The organism is Kutzneria sp. NPDC051319, from assembly GCF_040682195.1.
Classification (GTDB): domain Bacteria; phylum Actinomycetota; class Actinomycetes; order Mycobacteriales; family Pseudonocardiaceae; genus Kutzneria.
Genome location: NZ_JBFBAM010000036.1, coordinates 60,363 through 81,341, shown reverse-complemented (window position 1 = coordinate 81,341; position 20,979 = coordinate 60,363). Strand labels below are relative to the sequence as shown.

Here is a 20,979-nt window from a genome sequence, read left to right as displayed (position 1 = left end):
GAAGTGGAGCCGTGGCCACGACGAGCTGGCCCGGGCCACTACGCCGGCCTCGCCGCCGCCACCCCGGACGGCGAGCCGGAGGAGCGGGGCGAGGGCCAGGCCAGCCTGATGTTCGACGGGCAGCGGTGGTGGGTCGTCAGCAAGACCTGGTAACTGCCCGAAACCGTATTTCGGTGTGCCGGAGAGCGTGACTCGCGGGGGTTGTCACAGGCCTTTCAGGAGGGTGAGCGGGTTTTCGACGCAGTCGGCGACGTAGCGGAGGAAGCCGCCGGCCACGCCGCCGTCGCAGACGCGGTGGTCGAAGGTGAAGGAGAGCTGGGTGACCTTGCGGACGGCGAGCCGGCCGTCGACGGCCCAGGGCTTGTCGACGATGCGGCCGACACCGAGCAGACCGGCCTCGGGGTGGTTGATGATGGGCGTGGAGCCGTCGACGCCGAAGACGCCGTAGTTGTTGAGGGTGAAGGTGCCGCCGGTCATGTCCTCGACGGCCAGGGAACCGGCGCGGGCGAGCTCGGTGAGGCGGGTGAGCTCGGCGGCCAGCTCCACGGTGGTGAGACGGTCGGCGCCCCGCACGACGGGCACGACCAGGCCCCGGTCGGACTGGACGGCGAAGCCCAGGTTGACCGAGCGCAGCCGGACGATCTCCTGCCGCTCGGTGTCCACAGTGGAATTGAGCTCGGGGTAGCGGGCCAGGCCGGCGACGCAGATGCGGGCCATCAGGGCCAGCACGCCGACGCCGATCACCTTGCGGGCGGCCATGAGCTCGGTGGCGTCGACGTCGACCCAGGTGGTGGCGTCGGGAATCTCGCGGCGGCTGCGGGAGAGCTTGTCGGCGATGGCCCGCCGCATGCCCTTGAGCGGGATGCGCTCGCCGTCGACGGCCGGGCCGGGCTTGGCGATGGCGGCCTCGACGTCGCTGCGCAGCACGATGGCGTCCGGGCCGCTGGGCGCGATCGACGCGATGTCGATCCCGTTGTCCCGGGCCAGTTTCCGCACCAGCGGGGAGATCACCTTGGGGGCCTGCGCGACGGCCGGCTCGACCGGCTTGGCCACGGTGGCGACCTTGGCCCGGCGGCGGCGCGTGCTGGGCGCGTCCTTGGTGCCGTAGCCGATCAGCACGTTGCCGGACCCGGATTCCGAACCCTCCGAAGCCTCCACGGCCGAGCCGACGGCGATCAGCGGCTCCCCCACCGACACCACGGCGCCGGCCTCGGCGAACAGCTTGAGCACGGTGCCCTCGAACGGCACGGGCACCTCGACAGCGGCCTTGGCCGTCTCGACCTCGATCACGACCTGGTCGACGTGCACGGTGTCGCCGACGGCGACCTTCCAGCCCAGCACCTCGGCCTCGGTCAGCCCCTCCCCCAGGTCGGGCAGCCGGAACAGCTGTTCCATCGTCATGAGTGAGCCCCCGTGAGATACCGGTGATCGGGCTCGTCGGTGAACTGCAACCGGTCCACGGCGTCCAGCACGCGGTCGACGCTGGGCAGGTGCGAGTGCTCCAACATGGGCGGCGGGTAAGGAATGTCGAAGCCGGACACGCGGATCACCGGCGCTGCCAACGAATGGAAGCAACGCTCCTGGATCCGGGCGACGATCTCCGCGCCGAAGCCGGCAAAACCCGAAGCCTCCTGCACGACGACGCAACGCCCGGTCCGACGCACCGAACGCATCACGGTGTCGTCGTCGAACGGCACCAGCGAGCGCAGGTCGACCACCTCCAGGTCCACGCCCTCCTCGGCCGCGGCTTCGGCCGCCTGCAACGCGACCGGCACCGACGGCCCGTAGGCGATGAGCGTGGCGTCCTTGCCGTGCCGGCGGATCGCGGCGTGGCCGAGCGGCTCGTCGATGTGCCGGAGCTCGATGTCCTCTTTGGACCAGTAGAGCTTCTTCGGCTCCATGAAGATCACGGGGTCCGGGTCGTCGATCGCCTCACGCAGCAACGTGTACGCGTCGTTGACGGTCGCCGGCGACACCACCTTGAGCCCCGGCGTGTGCACGTAGTACGCCTCGCTGGAGTCGCAGTGGTGCTCGACGCCACCGATGCCGCCGGCGTAGGGCACCCGGATGACCATCGGCACCGACAGGTGCCCGCGGGTCCGGTTGCGCATCTTCGCCACGTGCGAGGTGATCTGCTCGAAGGCCGGGTAGGCGAAGGCGTCGAACTGCATCTCCACGACGGGCTTGAAGCCGCCCATGGCCATGCCCAGCGCGAAGCCGACGATGCCGGCCTCGGCCAGCGGCGTGTCGAAGCAGCGCTGCTCGCCGAAGTCCCTGGTCAGGCCGTCGGTGATGCGGAAGACGCCGCCGAGCTGGCCGACGTCCTCGCCGAAGACGAGCACCCGCTCGTCGGCCGTCATCGCGTCGCGCAGGGCCCGGTTGAGCGCCTGCGCCATGGTGGTGGCGGCCATCAGCCCTCCTGGGCCTTGAGCTCGGCGGCCAGCAGGTCACGCTGCTCGACGAGCTGCGTGGTCGGCCGGGCGTACACGTGGTCGAACAGCGTCATCGGGTCGAGGTGCGGCTCGGCGTTCATCCGGCTGCGCAGGTCGGCGGCCAGCCGCTCGCCCTCGGCCTGCGCCTGCGCAACGTCCTCATCGGACAGAACGCCCAGGTTGCGCAGGTGCTTCTCTAGCCGTGCCAACGGATCCGCGTCCAGCCAGCGGTCAACCTCGGCGCTGTCACGGTAGCGGGTGGCGTCGTCGGCGTTGGTGTGCGCCTCGATGCGGTAGGTGTGGGCCTCGATCAGGAACGGCCGGCCGGCGCGAGCGTGCTCGAAAGCCTTGTGCAGCACGGCCAGCATGGCGACGGGGTCGTTGCCGTCGACCTGCTCGGAGCGCACGCCGTAGCCGACTCCCTTGTACGCCAGGGAGGGCGCCGCGCTCTGCTTGTCCAGCGGCACGGAGATCGCGTACTTGTTGTTCTGCACCAGGAAAACCACCGGCGCCTCGAACACGGCGGCAAAGTTCAGCGCCTCGTGGAAGTCGCCCTCGCTGGTCGCGCCGTCGCCGATCAGCGCCAGCACCGCGCTGTCGGTTCCCTTGCGCCGCATCGCGTACGCCAGCCCGGTGGCGTGCAGCGTCTGCGTGGAAAGGGGGGTGCACTGCGGGGCGACCCGGGCCGCATTGGGGTCGTACCCGCAGTGCGCGTCACCGCGGAGCAGCGTCAGCACCTCGACCGGGTCCATGCCCCGGGAGACCATGGCCATGCTGTCGCGGTAGGTCGGGAACAGCCAGTCGTCCTCGCGCAGCACCATGGCGGCGGCGATCTGGCACGCCTCCTGGCCGCGGCTGGACGGGTAGACCGCCAGGCGGCCCTGTTTGGTCAGGGCGGTCGACTGGGCGTCGAACCGGCGGCCCACCACCATCCGGCGGTGCGCGTCCTTCAGCTCCTCGACGCTCGGCTGGGTGTAGCCGGCGGGTCCGTCGACAGGGGTGCCGTCTTCGGCGAGGTAGCGGACGGGAGTGGCCGAGGGCAGCAGATCGGTGGCGAGGTGGTCGGACACCGGGGTCCTCCTTCGGCAGACGTTTGCAGGCGCTTTCTCGACATTCTGAGCTCCTTGTCCGACACTGGCGGAAGATCCGAGACAGATTTCCGCCGGAAGGTCATTTGGAGGGCAATTTGACCATCGAGACCGACGTCACAGCCGGGCCGGCCGGACGTTCGGCCGCCGAGCTCGACGACGTGGACCGCGCGATACTGGCCGAGCTGCGCCGCGACGGCCGGATGTCGATCAGGACCCTGGCCGAGCGGGTGCACATCTCGCGCACGAGCGCCTACGCGCGGTTGGACCGCCTGCTGGCCGACCAGGTGATCACCGGCTTCAGCGCGGAGATCTCGCCGCGCCGTGCCGGCCTCGGCACCAGCGCCTACGTGCTGCTGACCATCGAGCAGAACACCTGGCGCTCGGTGGCCAAGGCGCTGCGCGGCATCCGCTACATCGAGCATCTCGCCCTGGTCGGCGGCGACTTCGACGTGCTGGCCCTGGTGCACGCCCCCGACAACGTGGCGCTGCGCGAACTGGTGCTGGAGAAGATCCAGAGCATCAAGGGCGTGCGCGGCACGCGGACCTGGCTGGTCTTCGAGGAGGACCCCGGCATGGGACCCCAATGGCCTTAACACCGGCAAACGTCACATAAGCGTCATACTTGCCGAGCAGGCTGTGCTGCCCGCCGGTCTCACCGGCCGGAGCCATGATGGTGATCCAGCCCATCGGCTCGGCCGATCGCGATGATCATTGATGCCCTGCGATGGGCGGGAGACGGGCAGTATCGACGGCTTGTCTCGGCACCAGCACGTCGGTGGTTGGGAAGCCGGTTGTTTCACACCCACTCGGTTAAGGCGTGACGCGTCCGCAGCGAACGCCAATGACGCTGGGGTCAACCCGCTACTTGAGCGGCTTGACCCCGGCGCCGCAAACGTCTTGGTCGCGGTTCTGACAACAGTGCCGACGGCCCTGCCTCGGTGGTTACTGGTTGCGGCCGGCCATGACGCCACCGTCGACGTCCCAGATCGCGCCGGTGACCCAGCCGGCCTGGTCGGAGAGCAGGAAGGTGATGGCGGCGGAGACGTCCTCGGTGGTGCCGATCCGGCCGATCGGGTGGAAGCTGTTGAACCCGGCCAGCGCGGAGCTGACCTCGGCCGGTGGGATGAAACCTTCGTAGATGGGGGTGGCCACCACGGCCGGGGAGATGGCGTTGACCCGGATCTTGTGGGCGGCCAGCTCCAGGGCCAGATGCTGGGTCAGGGCGTGCAGGCCGGCCTTGGCCATCGAGTACGCCGACGACGGGGTCGCGGCGATGGCCTGCTTCGCCCACATGCTGCCGATGGTGACGATGGCGCCGCCCTGGCCGCTGTTCACCATGCTCTGGGCCACGGTCTGGGTGATCAGGAACGTCGCTTTGTTCAGGTCCAGGTAGCTGTCGTAGTCGGCGGCGGTGTGCTCCAGGAATGGCAGCGGCTTGAACACGCCGGCCGCGTTGACCAGCAGCGTCGCGTCAGCGTGCTGGCCGGCCAGTTCCTCGCGCACCCGGGCCGCCTCGGCGGGGTCACGCAGGTCGGCGGTGATGCCCCAGGCCTGTCCGCGGCTGGCCAGGTTGGCCACGGTCTTCTCGACCCGCTCGGGGCGGGAGCCGATGACGACGGCGCTGCCGCCGCGGCTGACGACGTCCGCGGCGACCTGACGGCCCATGCCGCTGCTGCCGCCGACCACGATGAGCTTTCGGCCGGTGAAGTCCTGTCCCATGTGCGTTCTCCTCACGTGACTACCTACTAGTTGGAAGGTTGGTTGGTCCCAAAAAAGGCACCGCGGTAGGCGCGGTGCACTCAGGGCGCGTTTCAGATCAGAGCGTCGACCAAGGTTGCCGCTACCGACCGGACGATGTCCCGGTCGTGTCCGCCGTTGCCGTCCGGCTGCCCGTGAGCCCGGGCCAGCAACAGCGCCCCCTCCAAGGCCGCCAGGTACGCCTCCGCCGCCGCGCCGGTCCGGGTAGCCGGCACGCCCGCCTCGGCCAGCACGCCGGCCACCCATTGCCGCTGATCGGCGAAGAATCCGTCTGTCGCCCGCCGCACTTCAACGGGCAGGCTCTCCGCATCCACGGCGAAGACGCCGCACAGGCAGATACGGCCACCGTCGGCGAAGGTTTCGGCGTACAGCCCCGCGTAGTTCACCAGGCGCTGCCGCCCGCCCGCCACGTCGTCGACCTCTTTTCGCGCTGCGGCGAACCGCTCCCGATAGCGCGCGATCAGCGCCTCGGCCAATGCGGCCTTGGTGGGGAAATGGTGATGGATGCTCGGCTTCGTGATCGACAGCTCGGCACTGATGTCGGCGTAGGAGAAGCCGTTGTACCCCCGAACCTGCACCAGCGCCTGAGCGCTGTCCAGGATCCGATCCGCTGTCGTCACACCAGTATTTCTACCTTCTAGTTGGTAGGCAGTCAAGGTTGGTGACCGGCATCACCGGTCGATGCCGCCTCGCCGCGGAAACAAGCCCACCGCCACGCCGACCAGCCCACCCCCCTGACAGCAACAACCATCTACACAACGAACCCGGGCTGCTGTGCTACGCGGCCTTCTCGGCCGGCATCTCGGCCTCGACCAGCTTGGTCAGCCGCGGCACGAGGATCACCTTGAAGCCCAGGATGAACAGCACGAACAGGCCGATCACCGGCAGCTGGGACACGAGGCTGGAGGCCACCACCTCGTCGGCGCCGAACTGGAAGGCCAGCACGACCCGCAGCACCGACTCGGCCAGCAGGATCAGGCCGAAGGCGGCGGTGCCGATCCGTTCCAGGCGGCGGAATTCGGCGGAGTTGGCCCACGCCCTGTCGTACGCCACGTCGCGTCGAGGGTCGCCGGCCACGGCCATCGGCCGGCTGACGACGAACATGAAAGCCTTGCCGCGGAAGACGGTCACGAACACGTAGGCCGCGGCGACGAAGGTGTAGAACGCCGGGCGGGCGACCAGGAAGCGCGGGTCGCCGCTGCTGACGAAGCTGAGCGCGATGCCGAGGGCCAGCTCGATCAGCACCAGCAGGGCGAAGCCGTCCAGCTTGCGGCGGCGGATGATCGACACAGCCGTGCCGATGGCCTGGAGCACCACGCCGCAGACAAGGGCGATCGGGGCCGGGACGCCGGCGGCGTACAGGCCGAACATGGCCGCCAACGAGACGATCGTGCAGGTCAGCAGCAGTGCGGTGTCACGATCGCCGGTGTCGGTGAGCTTGCCGAACGCCGCCTTGCCGGCGATCAGGATGCCGCCGGCGGCCAGCGACAGGACCGCCGGCACGCCGAGCGGCTGCAGGACGAGGTAGACCACGATCGGGACGACGATGTCCAGCGCCATGTCGAGCAGCGCGATGAGCAATACCCGTACTTTGGCCGTGTTCATGGAAAAGCTCCCCCTCAACGTTGACGGCGGCCGCGTTCGGGCCGCTGCTGTTCCTGCTGCTCGCGCTCGATCACGGCGGCCTTGCCCTGCTCGAACTTCCACAGCAGGCGGGTGAGCTCGCGGACCTCGTCCGCCTCCCAGCCGTCGAGGAAGCTCTCGTAGCGGCGCATGCCGAACTCGGTCAGCTCGGCGATCTGCTGCCGGCCCTGCTCGGTCAGCTCGGCGACGAACGCCCGGCCGTCGCTGGGATCCGGCCGGACCGCCACCTTGCCCTCGTCCTCCAGGTCGCGCAGCTGCCGCGTGACCAGCGAGCGGTCCACGCCCATGGCCTCGGCCAGCTCGGACGGCCTGCTGCCCTCGTGCAGGGCCACGGCCTGGAGCAGCCGCAGCTCACCGGCCTTGGGGCGCTGCTTCATCGCCCGGGTCAGGCCGTTGTTGACCGTGAACAGGGCTGCGACCAGTCCCGCCACGTCCTCCCGGTTCACCATGCCGCCCACTGTAGAGGTAGTTGATGGACTCCATCAACTACTTTGGCCGAGAAAAAACGCCGGCTCCCCCAGGGCCGGCGTTTTCGCTGGTCAGGCCTTGGCCACCAGATCGCGGACGGCGGGCGCGACCTCGGCCGCGAACCGGCGCAGCACATCCGGGTCATTGACCCGGTACAGGAAGAAGGCGGTGATCCGCTCGGCCAGCACCAGCTCGGCCAGCTGCTCCGCCCACACCGCGGCCGAGCCCTCCAGGAAGCCCGAACCGGCGCCGAAGCTGCCCTCGATGTTGTAGCCGCGTCGGATGCTGCGCGGCGACCGGCCGGCGGCCTCGGCCGCCTGGTCGATGATCTGGTTGGCCCCGGTCAGCGCGGCCGGCGGGAAGAACGGCGAGCTCGGGATCCAGCCGTCGGCCAGCCGGCCCACGGTCCGCAGCATCCGCGGCTGGTACGCGCCGAACCAGATGGGAATCTCGTGCAGCGGCACGGGTCCCGGCTTGGCCCCGCCAAGCTGGTAGTGCTCGCCGTTGAACGTGACGTCCTCTTTGGACGTCCACAGTGCACGGATGAGCTCGGTGGCCTCCTCCAGGGCCTCGATGGACTCGCCGGCGCTACGGGCCGGGCCGCCCTCGGCGAGGATCGACTCCCACATCTGCTGCGCACCGGCCCCCAGCCCCAGCTCGAAGCGGCCGCCGCTGAGAATGTCGAGGGTGGCGGCGGTGCGGGCCAGCGCGGCCGGCGGCCGCAGCGGCAGGTTCAACAGGTTGGACAGCACGGTGATCCGCGACGTCCGGGTCACGATCGCCGACAGCAGGGCGATGGTGTCCAGCCGCTCGGGCCAGTACGGGTGGTCGGACAGCGTGACGACGTCCAGCCCGACCTGCTCCATCAGCACGGCCAGCTCGATCACGTCCTGCGGACGCTCAGCGCTCTGCTCCAGGAGCGCCCCGAACATCAGGTCCATCACGCCCCCTTGCCGATGCGCGGCGGGGTCGCCGTGCCATGGACGAGTTGCGCGTGGGCGGCGTAGGCCTGTGTGGCCAGGCCGCCGATCACGCCGCTGATCTCGGGCGGCATCTGGGCGATGATGTCGCGGACGACGTCCGGGTCGGCCTCGTAGGCCATCATGCCGAAGATCAGCGGGATCTGCTCCGGCACCGCGTCGCCCGCGCCGTCGGCGATCATCTGGCCCCACTCGGCGGCGGTGATGTGCCGCTCGATCAGCGGCAGCGCCCGCGCCTCCTCGGTGGCGAGGTGCTCGACGAGGCGCTCGTACAGCTCGGTCGTGGTGTCGGCCAACGCCGCGCCCTGGGCCGCGTCGGCGCTGGTGCGCCACTGGTCGAGTCCGCCGCGGACCTCGTCCAGCAGCTTGTCGATCGCTCCGTGCTGGTCCTCCATCACCTGGACGACCGGCGCGGCCTCCTTCCCCGCACGCTCGACGAGGCGGTGCCACAGGTGGCGGTCCTCGGCGGTGTGGTGGTGGTGCAGGCCGTTGTCGACGATCCGCAGATGGTCGGCGACGATCGCCGCCCGCGCGGTGTCGCCGTCGGCGACACCGCGGATCAGGGCCGGCGCGAGGCCGATCTCCCGGCGGAACATGGTGTGCGCCATGTACATGTCACGCACATCGGCAAGGGGTTCGTCGCTCATGGTTCGCTTTCCACGTGTCGGCTCTGGAATTCGAACGCTAGCAACGCGAACGGGGCGGCGCCCCGAACTGTCCAGTAAGCGAAAAGGTCTATCCGCGAAGCGTACGCAGCGGCTTCTGCCCGAATTTCGCCTCGTGCGCGGCGGCGAATCGACCCAGATGAGTGAAGCCCCAGCGACGGGCGACGGCGGCCACCGAGTCGGCGAACGGATCGGCCGTGCGCAATTCCTCGTGCGCGCGGCGCAGCCGGACATCGCGGACGTACTCCATCGGCGACATGCCGAGGTGCTGCTGGAACGCCTTCTGCAGGCTCCGCGGGCCGACCCCGCAGTGCGCGGCCAGCGTCGAGAGGGTCAGCGGCGCGGACGGGTCGGACTCGATCACGTCGACGGCGGCGCGGACGGCCGCCGGACGGGCCGCGGCCACCGGGGCGGCGAGCGCATTGGTGGCGGCCATCAGGAAGCCGTTGACCAGGCTGTCGGCCAGCGGGGCAGCCACCAGCGGCTGCGCGAGCAAGCCACCCGGGGCGGTGAGCTGCCGGTTGATCGACAGCAGCAGCTCGGCCCAGCTGCGGCCATAGCCGTCGGCGGTGTTCATGACCGGCTCGAAGGCGACCCGGCCCGACATCTGGTCGCCCAGCAGCCGGGCCAGCGCGGCGTCGATCGCTGTCATCTCGATGCGGATGCACAGGGCGCGGTAGCCGGCGCCCCAGCGGGCATGGAACTGGCCGCCGCCGGGTCGGTAGAGGGCGACGGAGAGCGGGTTGACCATCATGTCCACGCCGCGGTGCCGCGACTCGAACCGGCCGGCCACCGGTAGCTGCACGTAAAAGCCGGTGCCGATGTCGTCGCATTCCAGGCGCAGCTCGCCGGTCATAGTGACCTCGCCGATGTTCACCGGCCCGAGATCGGCGGCGCGATAGGTCGACACCGTTACCTCGTGCTGCGGAATGGTTTCGATTGTCGTGGTGCGCACCAGCATCTGATTCTCCGGATCCGGGCCGATTGCCGAAGTGTACAACCCCGGCTAAAAGTGCACGATTATTCACGATTCCGGGCAGGAGCGACCCGGCTCACAAGGTTGCTTAGCGCTACTAAGTGCTACGGTGTGTGCACAACTGATCACGCGATGTCGGGAGGGGTCCTCGATGACGCAGCAGGCCGACTGGGACATCGTCACGGATGTCGGTATCACCGCGCTGGCGGTGGCCGCCGCCCGGGCGATCGAGAGCCACCGCACGAATCCGCTGGTGTCGGATCCGTGCGCGGAGCTCTTCGTCGCCGCGGCGCGACCACAGCCGGCGATGCCGACACGGCAGGCGGATGCCGCCGAGTCGTGGCGGGACATGGCCGACTACATGGGTGTGCGGTCGCGGTACTTCGACGAGTACTTCGCCGCCGAGAAAACCGGGCAGGCCGTGGTGCTCGCGGCCGGGCTGGACGTGCGGGGCCATCGCCTCGACTGGCCGCCGGGCGCCGTCGTCTACGAGCTGGACGTGCCGAAGGTGTTGCAGTTCAAGCAGAACGTGCTGGCCGACAACGGCGTCGCGGCGCGGGCCGAGATTCGGAACGTGGCTGTCGATCTGCGTGACGACTGGCCGGCAGCCCTGATGGGAGCCGGATTCGACCGCACGGCCCCGAGTTCGTGGCTGGCCGAGGGGCTGCTGCCATTCCTGCCCAACGACGCGGTCGAGCGCCTGTTCACGCTCGTCGACGAGCTGGCCGCCCCCGGCAGCCGATTCGCCGTCGAGCACATCGACATCGACATCAAGGAGCTGGAGAACCAGCAGCCGATGAGCGACATGGCCCGCGACTACGGCATGAACCTGCTCGACATGTGGCCCAAGGGCAAGACCTTCGCGCCGGCGCCGTGGCTGGCCGACCGGGGCTGGCGGGTCACCAGCACCCCGGTCGTCGCGGCGGCCGAGGGCTACGGCCGGCCGCTGCGGGACAGCGCGGCGGGCCTGCGGCACACCGTGCTCATCACCGCCACCAAGGGCTAGGCCCAGTAGCGCGCGACTCCGTCCACTGTGGACGCGTGCAGCCGTCCGTCCCGGACGAGCACGTCCAGGTGGGCGGAGGTCTCGCCGATGGCCAGCATGCGGTTGAAGAAGTCCATTTCGGACAGCTTCCGGTTGTGCCGGGTCCAGCCCAGCCGGCCCGCCACCTCCGCCGCCGTCGCCTCGTCCTGGGCGAGGGCACGTTCCGTCTCGTCCAGGCGCTTGCGGTGGTGGTCCAGCAGCTCGTCCACGCGCACGTGCGTCGAGTCCGCGACCGGGCCGTGCGCCGGCAGCAGCCTCATGTCCGGGTGTTCGCGCACCAGCCGCAGCGAGTCCATGTAGTCGCCGAGCGGCATCTCCTGCCGTATCAGCTCGAACCCGATCGACGGCGTGATGTGCGGCAGAATGTGGTCGCCCGCGAACAACAGCGACGACTCCGTGTCCAGAAACACCACGTGCCCGGCGGTATGTCCCGGCGTCGGCAGCGCCCGCAGCGTCCGGCTGCCCAGGCGGATGTCCGTCACACCACGGATCCACTCGTCCGGCATCTCGTAGCCGTCCGGCCTCGGGCCGCCGCCCTTGGCCATGCTCCTGCGGATCCGGTCGGCGATGTCGTGGGCGCCCCAGCGGACCAGGTCCGTCAGCTGGCCGTCCACCTGGCCGTTGATCACCGCCTCCAGCGTCGGCTGCTCGCCGATGCCCAGGCTGATCCTCGACCCGAACATCCGCCGCAGCGTGACGCCCAGCGTGTAGTGGTCGCGGTGGGCGTGCGTGACCAGGAACCTCCGCACGCTCTCGAACCCGTGCCCGATGCTACCCAGCGCCTGCTCCAGCTGGTCCCGCGCCTCGTCCAGCGCCCACCCCGAGTCCACGAGCACCAGCTCGTCCCCGTCGGCGATCGCGTACACGTTGACCGCGCGCAGGCCGTCGTTGGGCAGCGGAAGTGGGATCCGGTGCACCCCCGGCGCCACCTCGAACGCCCCCGGCTCCATCCAGGCCGTCCGGGCATCGGCGATATCAGTTGCCAAAGCCAACCTCCCTCTCGGGAGTGTGCCACGCCACACCCGCCCACGGCCCGCCCGGTGAACAGCATCACGCGGCGGCGGCCACGGGCCTCGCCCGTGACCGCCCATGCCGCACATCAGGACCGGCGGCGGCGCTCACCCTCGCCCCGCGGCCCCCGACCTAATCGCCGAGCGGAACGGCTCGGTCTCATATTCCCGCCCATTTCGTGTTCTCCGGTGGATTTGGTTCAGACCACCGCCATGGCGGCCGGCGAGGCCGAGTCGGACGAGCCATAGATATGGCCCCACATGGGGCTCAAAGCCACCGTGAGGAGCAGCGCGCCGAGGATGAGGCGCTTCTTATTTCGGGTACGCACACGATGATCATGACACAGTCGAGTGAGCGCTCACGCGAGGGGGTTCACCCAAAGCGGACCTTCAGTCCTGTATTCGCTACCCAATCAGCGCAACAGCTCCCTGTTGCTTGCGGAAAGCAATCATCTTTCGAGATTCTACTCGTCGGTAAAATCACGCTCCGTGGCTGGCGTCCCAGAGCGGCACCGGCCCGCCAGGGAGATCCGCTGTGCGCACGCCTGTTCGCAACAGGCGGTCGAGCTGGGCCAACCGGACATCGTCGGCCGGCGTGTCGGCGGCGACCAGGATCTCGACCGCTCGCGACCACGCGGCCCGGGCGTCCCCGTTCTCACCCAGCGCGGAACGGGCATAACCGAGAATGATCAACGCCCGAACCTGAAGCCCTTCGCTCAATTCACCGTCGCCCATGCCGAGCGCGCGAACACAGGTGGCTATCGATTCCTCGAAGGCGCCGAAGTCGTACAGAATCTCGGCCATCGTCACCACTGTGACGCCGATGTGCTCACGATCGCCGCTACGCTCCTGAAGGTCGAGCGCGCGGCGCGCGCACAACAACGCCTCACCGTTCTCGCCATGCTCGTGATAAAGACCGGCCAACTCCGACAGCGTGGTTCCCGCACCCCGCGCGTGCCCGATTCTCTCCTGGATGGCCAATGCCGTGAAATAGTTCTCGAATGCCAGATCGTCGCGCCCGAGCTTCCGCTGCGCACGGGCCAGCTGGTCGAGTGCGACGGCCTCGGTGTAGGGCGTTCCCGATTCACGTATGAGAACCAAGGCGGCGTGATAGAGATCGACCGCCTCACGCGCGGCGGCGCGGTCGTCGCCGGCCATGGCCGCCGCCAGAACCACAGACGCGAGATTGGCGAGCACGATCGCTTTCAGTTCGTGGAATCCCTCTCGATCGGCGATCTCCAGCGCCTCCGTGAGCCTCACCCGTGCGGTCGCGTTGTCCCCCAACCGATAGGCCGCCATCCCGTAGTCGTTGGTCAGGCCGCAGACGGCCTCCCGATTGTCGAGCAGTTTGGCCGCGGCCAGGCCGGTGCGCAGCAGCGCGGCGATCTCACGGTGCAGTGACAGGCTGTCGAAAATCTCCTGGGCGTTGGCGACCAGAGTCCACGTGTGCGCGTACAGGCCCAGCCGCCAGGACAGCTCCACGGCCTGGACGATCGCGCCGGCCTCCTGCGCGACCCAGGACACCGCCTCGGACTCGTCCGCGAAAGCCATGGGGCGCACGGGGCTCGGGTCGGGCAGGGGCGGGATCTCGGCACCGACCGGCACGACGCGGCGGTAGCCGGCGGCCATGCTGAGCACGTACCAGTCGAGCAGGCGGCGCTGCGCGGCCTCACGGTCGGGCACGGCGTCGGTGTGCTCGGCGAGCTGTGCGGCGTAGCCGTGCAACATGTCGTGGAGGCGGAATCGGCGGCCGGTGCCGTGCTGCACGAGGCTGACGCGGACCAGGGCCCGGAGGCTTTGGACCACTTCGGACCGATCGGCGTCGAGCAGGGCGCACACGGCCTCGGCGGAGAAGTCGACGCTGGGCAGCAGCCCCAGGGCGGCGAAGGTGCCGGCGGCCGCGGGCGACAGCGCCGCGAAGGACCAGCTGAACGGCACGGCGAGGGTGGCGCCCTCGTCACCGGTGCCGAGGATGCCGAGCACGTCCTGGCGTTGCAGCTCGCGGGCCAAGTCGGCGAGGCGGGTGTGCGGCCGCTCAACGACGCGCTGCGTGACGATGCGCAGTCCCAACGGCAGGCCGCCGGTCAGGTCGGCCAGGCGCCGGACGGCGTCGCGGTCCTCGGCGGCGCGATTAGGGCCGAGCGACGAGGTCAGCAGGGTGAAGGACTCGGCGGTGTCCAGGGGTGACACCGTCAGCGACACGGCGTGGTCGTGCACGGCCAGTCCGGCGAGCATGTCCCGGCTGGTGATCAGGACGACGCAGTCGGGCGTGGCAGCCAGCAGGGGCTTGACCTGGCCGCTGTCGTGGGCGTCGTCGATGAGCAGCGCGACCTTCTTGTGCGCCAGCATGGTTCGGATGCGGGCCTGTCGTTCGTCGACGGTCTTGGGGATCTCGGCGTCGCCCAGTGACAGCAGCAGCAACGACAGCGCGTCCTCGGGGGCGAGCGGCGCGGTGGGCCCGTAGCCGCGCAGGTCGATGGAGTACTGGCCGTCAGGGAATTGGGCGCGGTTGCGGTCGATCCACTGCACGGCGAGGCTCGTCTTGCCGACCCCGGGCATGCCGTGCAGCGTGAAGACGCGGTGGGTGCCGGCCAACGTGTCCAGGCGGGCGAGGAGGTCGGCCCGGCCGATGAAGTCGGGGACGGGACGCGGCAGCTGGCGGGTCGGGCGAGAGTGCACGGTCAATTGCGCGTGCACCGTGAAATCGCTTTCCGAGCGGAGCAGCCGGGTGTGCAGCGCGCGGAGCTCGGGGCCGGGATCGGTGCCCAGTTCGTCGGCGACGCGCTCGCGGAAACGGTTGTAGACGCGGATGGCCTCGGTGACCCGGCCGAGCGCGGCGAGTGCCCGCATCTGGCGCAGCACGAGTTCCTCATCGAGTTCGTGGCCGCGAACGAGGTCGCCGACGACACGAAGGACTTCAGTGTTTTCGCCGAGCGCGAGTTGACTGTCGAACAGCGCGTAGTGGGCACGCAACCGGTCGAACGTCTCCAGCTGTTCCCGGCAGTGATCGGCCCACGGCCCGCGCACCTCGGCCAGCGGCATTGGTGTCCACAGCGCCAAACCGGACTTGAGCAGGCCGCACGCCGTCGCGTGATCGTGCCGGGCCGCCGATTCGTACGCTTGTTCGGCAATGGCGCGGAACCTGTGCAGATCAATGAGAGCGGGATCGGTGCTGATGCGATAGGCATAACCGTCACGCACGATCCTGGCCGGCGCGTCGGCGGATTCCAGCGCCTTGCGCAGTCGGCTCACGAGCGCGTGGAAGTTGCTTCTGACCTGCTCGAAAGTCCGGTCCGGCGACCACAACTCGCCGATCAGGGTGTCGATCGGCACCGAGTTGTTGGCATCGTGCAGCAGCAACGCGAGCAGGCCGCGCTGCTTGTACGTGCCAAGATCCACCTGAACCCCGTGCACGTGCAGCCGGGTAGGTCCGAGGATCGTGAATTCCACCAGCGCCGCCCTTCGCTGGTCCTTCTTCAGACTTCGGATTTCCAGTGTGCACCAGTTCGCGCACGGCACCACCGCAAATTCGGGGTTGTTCTCCCGATCGGTCTAGCCGACCCGTGTGTGGCAAGCGAACCGCAAGAGCACCGCCAACCGTCAAGGCCACGCTGGTCGCGCGAAGTCGGGATAACGCAAGGGGGTACCACATGTCCGCCGCCGAATGGCTGGGCGCGCCGATCGGATTGAACGCGTCCCGCTGGGTGACGCGCTCGGGCCTGCGCACCGTGCTCGCCGTCGTCCACACCGTCACGAGCGGTCAGCGGCTGCTCGAGGCGATCGAAACCGTCGAGTCCGATCCACGGGTGCAGGTGGTCTACACGCAGGGCCCGGACGCGTTCAGCAACGGGGTCGGTGACTTCCTCCGGGACACCGAAGGCGTGGTGCTGGACTGGCACCAGGCCGTCAACACACGCTTCGACCTGGCCGTCTGCGCCGCATACGGCGGGCTGCGTGAACTGCACGCGCCGCTGCTCGTCATGCCACACGGCGCCGGCTACAGCAAGACCTTCGACAGCGGCACGCAGTCCGAGAGCTACGGTCTGGACGCGCAGCGGCTGACCCACAACGGCCGCATGCTGATGGACGCCGTGGTGCTTTCCCATGACAGCCAACTGGACGTGCTGCGTCGGCAGTGCCCGGAGGCGGTCGAGCGGGCCGTCGTGGTCGGGGACATCTGCTACGACCGGCTCAAGGCCAGCATCCCGCGCCGCGACGACTACCGGGCGGCGCTGGGCCTGGCTCCGGGCCAGGAGCTGGTCGTCGTCGCCTCCACCTGGGGCGGGAACTCGCTGTTCGCCCGCAACGGCGACCTACTGCCGCACCTGCACGAACACCTTCCGGCCGACCGCTACCGGCTGGCCGCGCTGATGCACCCGGCGGTGTGGTTCGGCCACGGGCGCCGACAGTTGCGGGCGTGGCTGGCCGACAGCCGGGCGGCGGGACTGCTGCTGGTGCCGCCAGAGGCCGACTGGCGGGCCGTGGTCGTGGCGGCCGACTACCTGATCGGGGACCACGGGTCCGTACCGGCCTATGCCGCCTCCATCGGCCGCCCGGTGCTGCTGACCGACCAGCCGCTGCAGGCGGTGCCCTCCGCCGGCTCGGCGCAGGAGTCGCTGTCGGCGACCGCTGTCCGGCTGGCGCCAGGAGAACCGGTTGTGCCGCAACTGGAATCCGCCCGGCAACGGGCTCGGGACGTCAGCGCGGCGGTGGCCGGCAGCATCACCTCCCGCCCGGGCACCGCCGAGGTCGCGCTGGCCGAACAGGTGTACCGGCTGCTCGGCCTGGCGCCGTCGGGGCGACATCGCGCCGTCGAACCCGTGCCCGTGCCGACGCCGAACGGGTGGTGACCGTGCATCGGACCGTGGACGGCACCCTGCTCTGCACCGTCCACGACGGACTCGCGCACCTGGCGGACGTGCTCGTCGGCGCCGCCCCCGACGAGCGGACCGCACGCCGCACGGCACCGGGCACGCTCGCCGAGCGCCCCGCCGCCGTTCTGTTGATCACGTTGCCGAACAACGGTTTTGTCGTCGCCCTCCGTGACGGCCGGACGTTCACCGTCCATTCCGGTCTGTCTCTTGTGGACCATCTGGCGCTTGCGCTGCATGCGATGTGGTCAATTCGTTGAGCAGGCTCCGTGCCGCGGGCAGACGCCACGACTTCAGGGTCGTGAAGATCTCGACTGCGGCACGGAGATGCCCGACGGCGGCGGCGATGTCGCCGCGGCGCCGAGCGAGGTCGGCAAGGACCTCGTGGCTCTCGGCAACTCCGGCCGGCGAACCGAGACCGGTCAGGTCGGACAAGGCTTGCGTGGCCGTTTCCCAGGCCGCGTCGGCCTCCCCCGCGCCCGCGCCGGCGCAGCTCATGGCCACGAGAACCCTCGCCTCGTTGTACGGATCGGCGACATCCAGCCCGGCGAACACCGCGGACGCCTCGGCGAGGACGTCGAGCGCCTCCCGGTGGCGGCCCGTCGCCGACAGCGCCGCGCCGAGGTTGATCAGGGTCAGGCCCAGCGAGCGGGCCGCGCCCAGCCGCCGGTTGGTCGCGACCAGCGACTCGAACTCCTCGACCGCCAGGCTCGGCCGGCCGGATTCCAGGTGCAGCAGCGCGAGTCCCTGCTGGGCGGCGGCGACGCCGCGGTCGTCGTCGATCGACCCCGCCAGGTCCATCGACTGCCGGAAACACCGCTCGGACTCCTCGTGCCGGCCGAGAACGCCGCACACCCGGCCCAGTCGCTTCAGCATGTCGGCCTCGGCGAACACGTTGCCCCACGCCCGAGCGGCCGCCACCCCGCGGCGATCGATCTCCAACCGGTCGAGATAGTGCTTGCGGTACAACAGAAGGGGCCACATCACGTCGGACAGCTGCCAGGCCAGCTCCGCCCAGTCCGCCGCCAGCGCGGCGCGTCCGGCGGCGATCAGGTTGACCCGCTCGGCCTCCAGCCAGTCCAGCGCGTCGTCACGACCGGCGAACTCCGGCAACTCGGCCGGCTCGGCGGCGTAGGCGTACGGCAGACGGCGGCGGCTCGGACTCACGATGCGATCAGCACGGCCGGCGGCGGCGAGGTACCACTCCACGACGGCCCGCAGCGCCGACGCCCGCTCGGTCTCGCCGTCATGCCGGACGCACCGTTGACGCGCGTGCAACCGCAGCAAATCGTGCAGGCGGAACCGATCCTCGCCGATCTCGTCCACCATGCTCACCTCGACCAACTCGCCGAGCAGGTTCCTGGCCACCGCCGGATCCACCCCCGTCAGCACCGCGCACGCCGGTCCGACGGCGAACTCGGCGCCCGGCTGCAACGACTGCCGCCGATACAGCGTCGCGGCGTCCTCCGACAGCGCCGGTACGACAGGTCGAAGCTGGCCAGCACCGACACCTGCCCCGGAGCGGACAGCGCGTCCAGCCGGCGGCCCTCGTCCGACAGCTCGGTCACCACCCTCGCGACCGACCACTTGGGCCTGGTCGCCAGGCGCGCCGCCGCTACCCGGACCGCGATCGGCAGCCCGCCGCACAGATTCACCAGGCTCTGCGCCTCATCGGGCTGCCGGTCCACCCGATCGTCCCCGACGGTCCGGGCCAGCAGCCGGACGGCCGTCGCCGGCGTGAGCGGCTCGACCTCCAGGATCCGGGCCCCGTCGGCGGCCAGCCCGGTCAGGCGGTGGCGGCTGGTGACGATGACCGCGCAGCCCGGCGACGCCGGCAGGGCCAGCCGCACCTGCGCCGCCGTGAAGGCGTCATCCAGGAAGACCAGCAGCCTCTGGTCGGCGGTCACGCTCCGGAACCGCGACGCCAGTTCGGACAGGCCGGCCGGAATGGCGGTGTCCACGTGCAGTGTGCGCAGAAAGGCGCCGAGCACCTCGCGCGGGGCCACCGGATCGGAACCGCCGAAACCGGCGAGATCGGCGTGGAGCTCGCCGTCGGGGAAGCGTTTTCGCATGGCGTGCGCCCAGTGCAGCGCGAGCGCCGTCTTGCCGACCCCGCCCGGCCCGGTCAGCACGACGACCAGCGGATACTCACCCGCCTGTGCCTCGGCCAGCATGTCGTCCAGCGCGGCCAACTCGGTTCGCCGACCGGTGAAGTGCACCGGCGGTGGCAGCAATTGCCGTGGCGGCCGATCCGAGCGAATCGGTTCGTGCACATGAACTCCACCGTGAATCACGCCGGCCTGCACCACATTCGCTATGGATGCGGCCTTCACCTCGTTGTCCACGGCACCCCCGTCCCGTCGCCTCGATTTCGACGGTACGGGACTGCACCCTCGCCCCGGATCCGCCGAACGGGACGCCGTCCGGCCTCTTGCGGCGGTGACACGCGGCCGTGTACTCCTGCGGAGAAAGCGCTCCCACGAGGATCGTCGGGCTCGCCGCCGGGGCTCGGCCGGAGGTGAAGCATGTCCAGCTCGATCTCGCGGCGGGAATTCGGCCGCCTCGCGGTGCTGACGGGTGGCGCACTGGCCGTCACCGCGGGCACGGCGTCGGCGGCGCCGGCCGCAACCGACTGGTCGAAGGCGGTGGTGGACTCGACCATCGCCCGGAACCCGGACCCCAAGTCGCTCGGCGGCTGGGGCTACACACAGGGCCTGTTCCTGTACGGCACGTACCTCGTCTACCAACGCCTGCGCACGGCGTCGTACCTGGCGTACATCAAGCGCTGGGTGGACTACTCCGTCGACAGCAAGGGCCACATCAACGACGCATTCAACAGCCTGGACTCGATGCAGGCCGGCAACCTGCTGCTGATCCTGCACCGGGAGACCGGCGACGCCCGCTACCACACGGCGGCGCAGCAGATCCGCAACCGCTTTCCCGGCTACCCGCGGACCAGCGACGGCGCGATGTGGCACTCGACGTCGTTCACGCAGCAACTGTGGTGCGACGGGCTGTACATGGCGCAGCCGTTCCTGGCCAACTACGGCAAGCAGTACAACGACGGGACCTACTGCTTCCAGGAGGCGTGCCACAACCTGACCACGTACTTCGGCCATCTCACGTCCCCGACCGGGCTGCTGTTCCACGCGTATTCGGCCGACGGCAAGGCATCGTGGGCCAACAAGACCACGCACACGTCGCCGTACTTCTGGGCCCGAGCCGTCGGCTGGGTGGCGCTGGCCCACTTCGACGTGCTGGACGCGTTGCCGGCCGACGACTCCCGGCGGGCGCAGCTGGTGAAGAACGTGCAGCAACTGGTGAATGCCTTTGTGAGGTACCAGGATCCGGCCACGGGCCGCTGGTTCCAGGTCGTCGACAAGGGCACGGATCCGCAGAACTGGACGGAGACCTCGGCCTCCTGCATGTACACCTACGCCATCTCCCGCGCCGTCCGCGCCGGCTACGTGCCGGCGAGCCTGTCCTCGGCGGCGCAGAAGGGATATCAGGGCGTGTTGAAGAAGGTCACCCTGGGCTCCGACGGCCGCACCAACATCGCGGACATCTGCCCGGGCACCGCCGTCACCGGTTCGCTGTCGGGCTACTACAGCCGCCCGCGCACGGCCAATGACCAGCACGGCCTCGGCACGTTCCTGCTCATGAACGAGGAGCTGACATCTCACGGCAGCCTAGGCCCTGACCTGGGCATATAGCGACTGCTGCCGATCACCGGCCGGGTTTGTCCCGGAACTGTCCCGGAAGGACGGGCTGTTCGACTCCCTTGCACAGCAAGGGAAGCGTCCGGGCAGTGACACAGCGGGAGACATCCGGCGAACGCAGTGATGTCGAGGTGGCGATGCCTTCCTGCTGTCCCTGCGGCGATCTCCATCGCCGCAGGGACAGCGGCGCATCCAGGACCGCTACGAGACCTATCTCGGCCAGGCGGCGTCAGCCGCCCGGAGTTCGACCTCGACGGGGCCGGGCTGACGCTCGTCTCGCCGACCGGGTTGGCGGCGCTGCTGCCGGGCGAACGCCCGCG

The 20,979-nt window shown here is 69.8% G+C and carries 21 protein-coding genes; 6 read left to right on the top strand and 15 right to left on the bottom strand.

Annotated features, from left to right (window positions below):
- Nucleotides 1–3 precede the first annotated feature (3 nt).
- Nucleotides 4–153 carry a hypothetical protein gene (locus tag AB0M73_RS29915; protein ID WP_363897286.1) on the top strand — a complete coding sequence of 50 codons (150 nt, stop codon included), beginning with the start codon at nt 4–6 and terminating at the stop codon, nt 151–153.
- A gap of 51 nt (nt 154–204) precedes the next feature.
- Here the strand turns inward: AB0M73_RS29915 and AB0M73_RS29910 are convergent, their stop codons facing one another.
- From AB0M73_RS29910 to pdhA, 3 genes are read right to left on the bottom strand one after another with little or no spacing between them, the layout of a single operon-like run.
- Complete coding sequence (locus AB0M73_RS29910; RefSeq protein ID WP_363897283.1) at nt 205–1,395, bottom strand: dihydrolipoamide acetyltransferase family protein; 1,191 nt, start codon at nt 1,393–1,395, stop codon at nt 205–207.
- A gap of 2 nt (nt 1,396–1,397) precedes the next feature.
- On the bottom strand, nt 1,398–2,411 hold the full coding sequence (locus AB0M73_RS29905) for an alpha-ketoacid dehydrogenase subunit beta (RefSeq protein ID WP_363897280.1): 1,014 nt from the start codon (nt 2,409–2,411) through the stop codon (nt 1,398–1,400).
- Nucleotides 2,411–3,502, bottom strand: coding sequence for a pyruvate dehydrogenase (acetyl-transferring) E1 component subunit alpha (pdhA, locus tag AB0M73_RS29900; RefSeq protein WP_043725434.1), 1,092 nt, complete (start codon nt 3,500–3,502; stop codon nt 2,411–2,413). Before pdhA ends, AB0M73_RS29905 begins: the two co-directional genes overlap by 1 nt.
- Before the next feature lie 116 nt (nt 3,503–3,618).
- Between pdhA and AB0M73_RS29895 the strand changes: the two genes are divergently transcribed.
- Complete coding sequence (locus tag AB0M73_RS29895; protein ID WP_363897276.1) at nt 3,619–4,116, top strand: Lrp/AsnC family transcriptional regulator; 498 nt, start codon at nt 3,619–3,621, stop codon at nt 4,114–4,116.
- A gap of 349 nt (nt 4,117–4,465) precedes the next feature.
- On the opposite strand, the gene AB0M73_RS29890 is transcribed toward AB0M73_RS29895, so the two are convergent.
- The 7 genes from AB0M73_RS29890 to AB0M73_RS29860 all read right to left on the bottom strand — a co-directional run bounded on the left by AB0M73_RS29890 (nt 4,466) and on the right by AB0M73_RS29860 (nt 9,993).
- On the bottom strand, nt 4,466–5,242 hold the full coding sequence (locus tag AB0M73_RS29890; protein ID WP_363897273.1) for an SDR family oxidoreductase: 777 nt from the start codon (nt 5,240–5,242) through the stop codon (nt 4,466–4,468).
- 92 nt (nt 5,243–5,334) lie between these two features.
- Entirely contained in the window at nt 5,335–5,901 is a 567-nt protein-coding gene (locus tag AB0M73_RS29885; RefSeq protein WP_363897270.1) for a TetR/AcrR family transcriptional regulator, read from the bottom strand.
- Between the two features lie 157 nt (nt 5,902–6,058).
- Entirely contained in the window at nt 6,059–6,886 is an 828-nt protein-coding gene (locus AB0M73_RS29880; protein WP_363897267.1) for a VC0807 family protein, read from the bottom strand.
- Between the two features lie 14 nt (nt 6,887–6,900).
- On the bottom strand, nt 6,901–7,374 hold the full coding sequence (locus AB0M73_RS29875; RefSeq protein WP_363897264.1) for a MarR family transcriptional regulator: 474 nt from the start codon (nt 7,372–7,374) through the stop codon (nt 6,901–6,903).
- Nucleotides 7,375–7,464: 90 nt separating this feature from the next.
- Nucleotides 7,465–8,334, bottom strand: a complete 870-nt coding sequence (locus tag AB0M73_RS29870; protein WP_363897261.1) for an LLM class flavin-dependent oxidoreductase — start codon at nt 8,332–8,334, stop codon at nt 7,465–7,467.
- Nucleotides 8,334–9,020 (bottom strand): hemerythrin domain-containing protein, encoded by a 687-nt coding sequence (locus AB0M73_RS29865; protein WP_363897258.1) that lies wholly within the window; start codon nt 9,018–9,020, stop codon nt 8,334–8,336. The genes AB0M73_RS29870 and AB0M73_RS29865 overlap by 1 nt, the downstream gene beginning before the upstream one ends.
- A gap of 88 nt (nt 9,021–9,108) precedes the next feature.
- Nucleotides 9,109–9,993, bottom strand: coding sequence for an AraC family transcriptional regulator (locus AB0M73_RS29860; protein ID WP_363897255.1), 885 nt, complete (start codon nt 9,991–9,993; stop codon nt 9,109–9,111).
- A gap of 172 nt (nt 9,994–10,165) precedes the next feature.
- Here AB0M73_RS29860 and AB0M73_RS29855 point away from each other — a divergent pair, with 172 nt between their 5' ends.
- Nucleotides 10,166–11,020 (top strand): SAM-dependent methyltransferase, encoded by an 855-nt coding sequence (locus AB0M73_RS29855; RefSeq protein WP_363897253.1) that lies wholly within the window; start codon nt 10,166–10,168, stop codon nt 11,018–11,020.
- Here AB0M73_RS29855 and AB0M73_RS29850 read toward each other — a convergent pair.
- From AB0M73_RS29850 to AB0M73_RS29840, 3 genes are all read right to left on the bottom strand, one after another.
- On the bottom strand, nt 11,017–12,009 hold the full coding sequence (locus AB0M73_RS29850) for an MBL fold metallo-hydrolase (RefSeq protein ID WP_363897313.1): 993 nt from the start codon (nt 12,007–12,009) through the stop codon (nt 11,017–11,019). The genes AB0M73_RS29855 and AB0M73_RS29850 overlap by 4 nt on opposite strands.
- Nucleotides 12,010–12,269: 260 nt before the next feature.
- Nucleotides 12,270–12,398, bottom strand: a complete 129-nt coding sequence (locus tag AB0M73_RS29845) for a hypothetical protein (RefSeq protein ID WP_363897250.1) — start codon at nt 12,396–12,398, stop codon at nt 12,270–12,272.
- Between the two features lie 151 nt (nt 12,399–12,549).
- Nucleotides 12,550–15,519, bottom strand: a complete 2,970-nt coding sequence (locus AB0M73_RS29840) for a BTAD domain-containing putative transcriptional regulator (RefSeq protein WP_363897247.1) — start codon at nt 15,517–15,519, stop codon at nt 12,550–12,552.
- A 200-nt stretch (nt 15,520–15,719) separates the two neighbouring features.
- On the opposite strand from AB0M73_RS29840, the gene AB0M73_RS29835 reads away from it, so the two are divergent.
- Together AB0M73_RS29835 and AB0M73_RS29830 are read left to right on the top strand one after the other, a co-directional pair.
- Nucleotides 15,720–16,919, top strand: coding sequence for a hypothetical protein (locus AB0M73_RS29835; protein ID WP_363897245.1), 1,200 nt, complete (start codon nt 15,720–15,722; stop codon nt 16,917–16,919).
- A gap of 14 nt (nt 16,920–16,933) precedes the next feature.
- Complete coding sequence (locus tag AB0M73_RS29830) at nt 16,934–17,200, top strand: hypothetical protein (protein ID WP_363897242.1); 267 nt, start codon at nt 16,934–16,936, stop codon at nt 17,198–17,200.
- Here the strand turns inward: AB0M73_RS29830 and AB0M73_RS29825 are convergent.
- Nucleotides 17,127–18,308 carry a tetratricopeptide repeat protein gene (locus tag AB0M73_RS29825; protein WP_363897239.1) on the bottom strand — a complete coding sequence of 394 codons (1,182 nt, stop codon included), beginning with the start codon at nt 18,306–18,308 and terminating at the stop codon, nt 17,127–17,129. The genes AB0M73_RS29830 and AB0M73_RS29825 overlap by 74 nt on opposite strands.
- 17 nt (nt 18,309–18,325) lie before the next feature.
- The gene (locus AB0M73_RS29820; RefSeq protein ID WP_363897237.1) at nt 18,326–19,213 is read right to left on the bottom strand and encodes an NB-ARC domain-containing protein; all 888 of its coding nucleotides are present in this window, start codon (nt 19,211–19,213) and stop codon (nt 18,326–18,328) included.
- Between the two features lie 252 nt (nt 19,214–19,465).
- Between AB0M73_RS29820 and AB0M73_RS29815 the strand changes: the two genes are divergently transcribed.
- Entirely contained in the window at nt 19,466–20,653 is a 1,188-nt protein-coding gene (locus AB0M73_RS29815; RefSeq protein WP_363897234.1) for a glycoside hydrolase family 88 protein, read from the top strand.
- Nucleotides 20,654–20,979 lie beyond the last annotated feature (326 nt).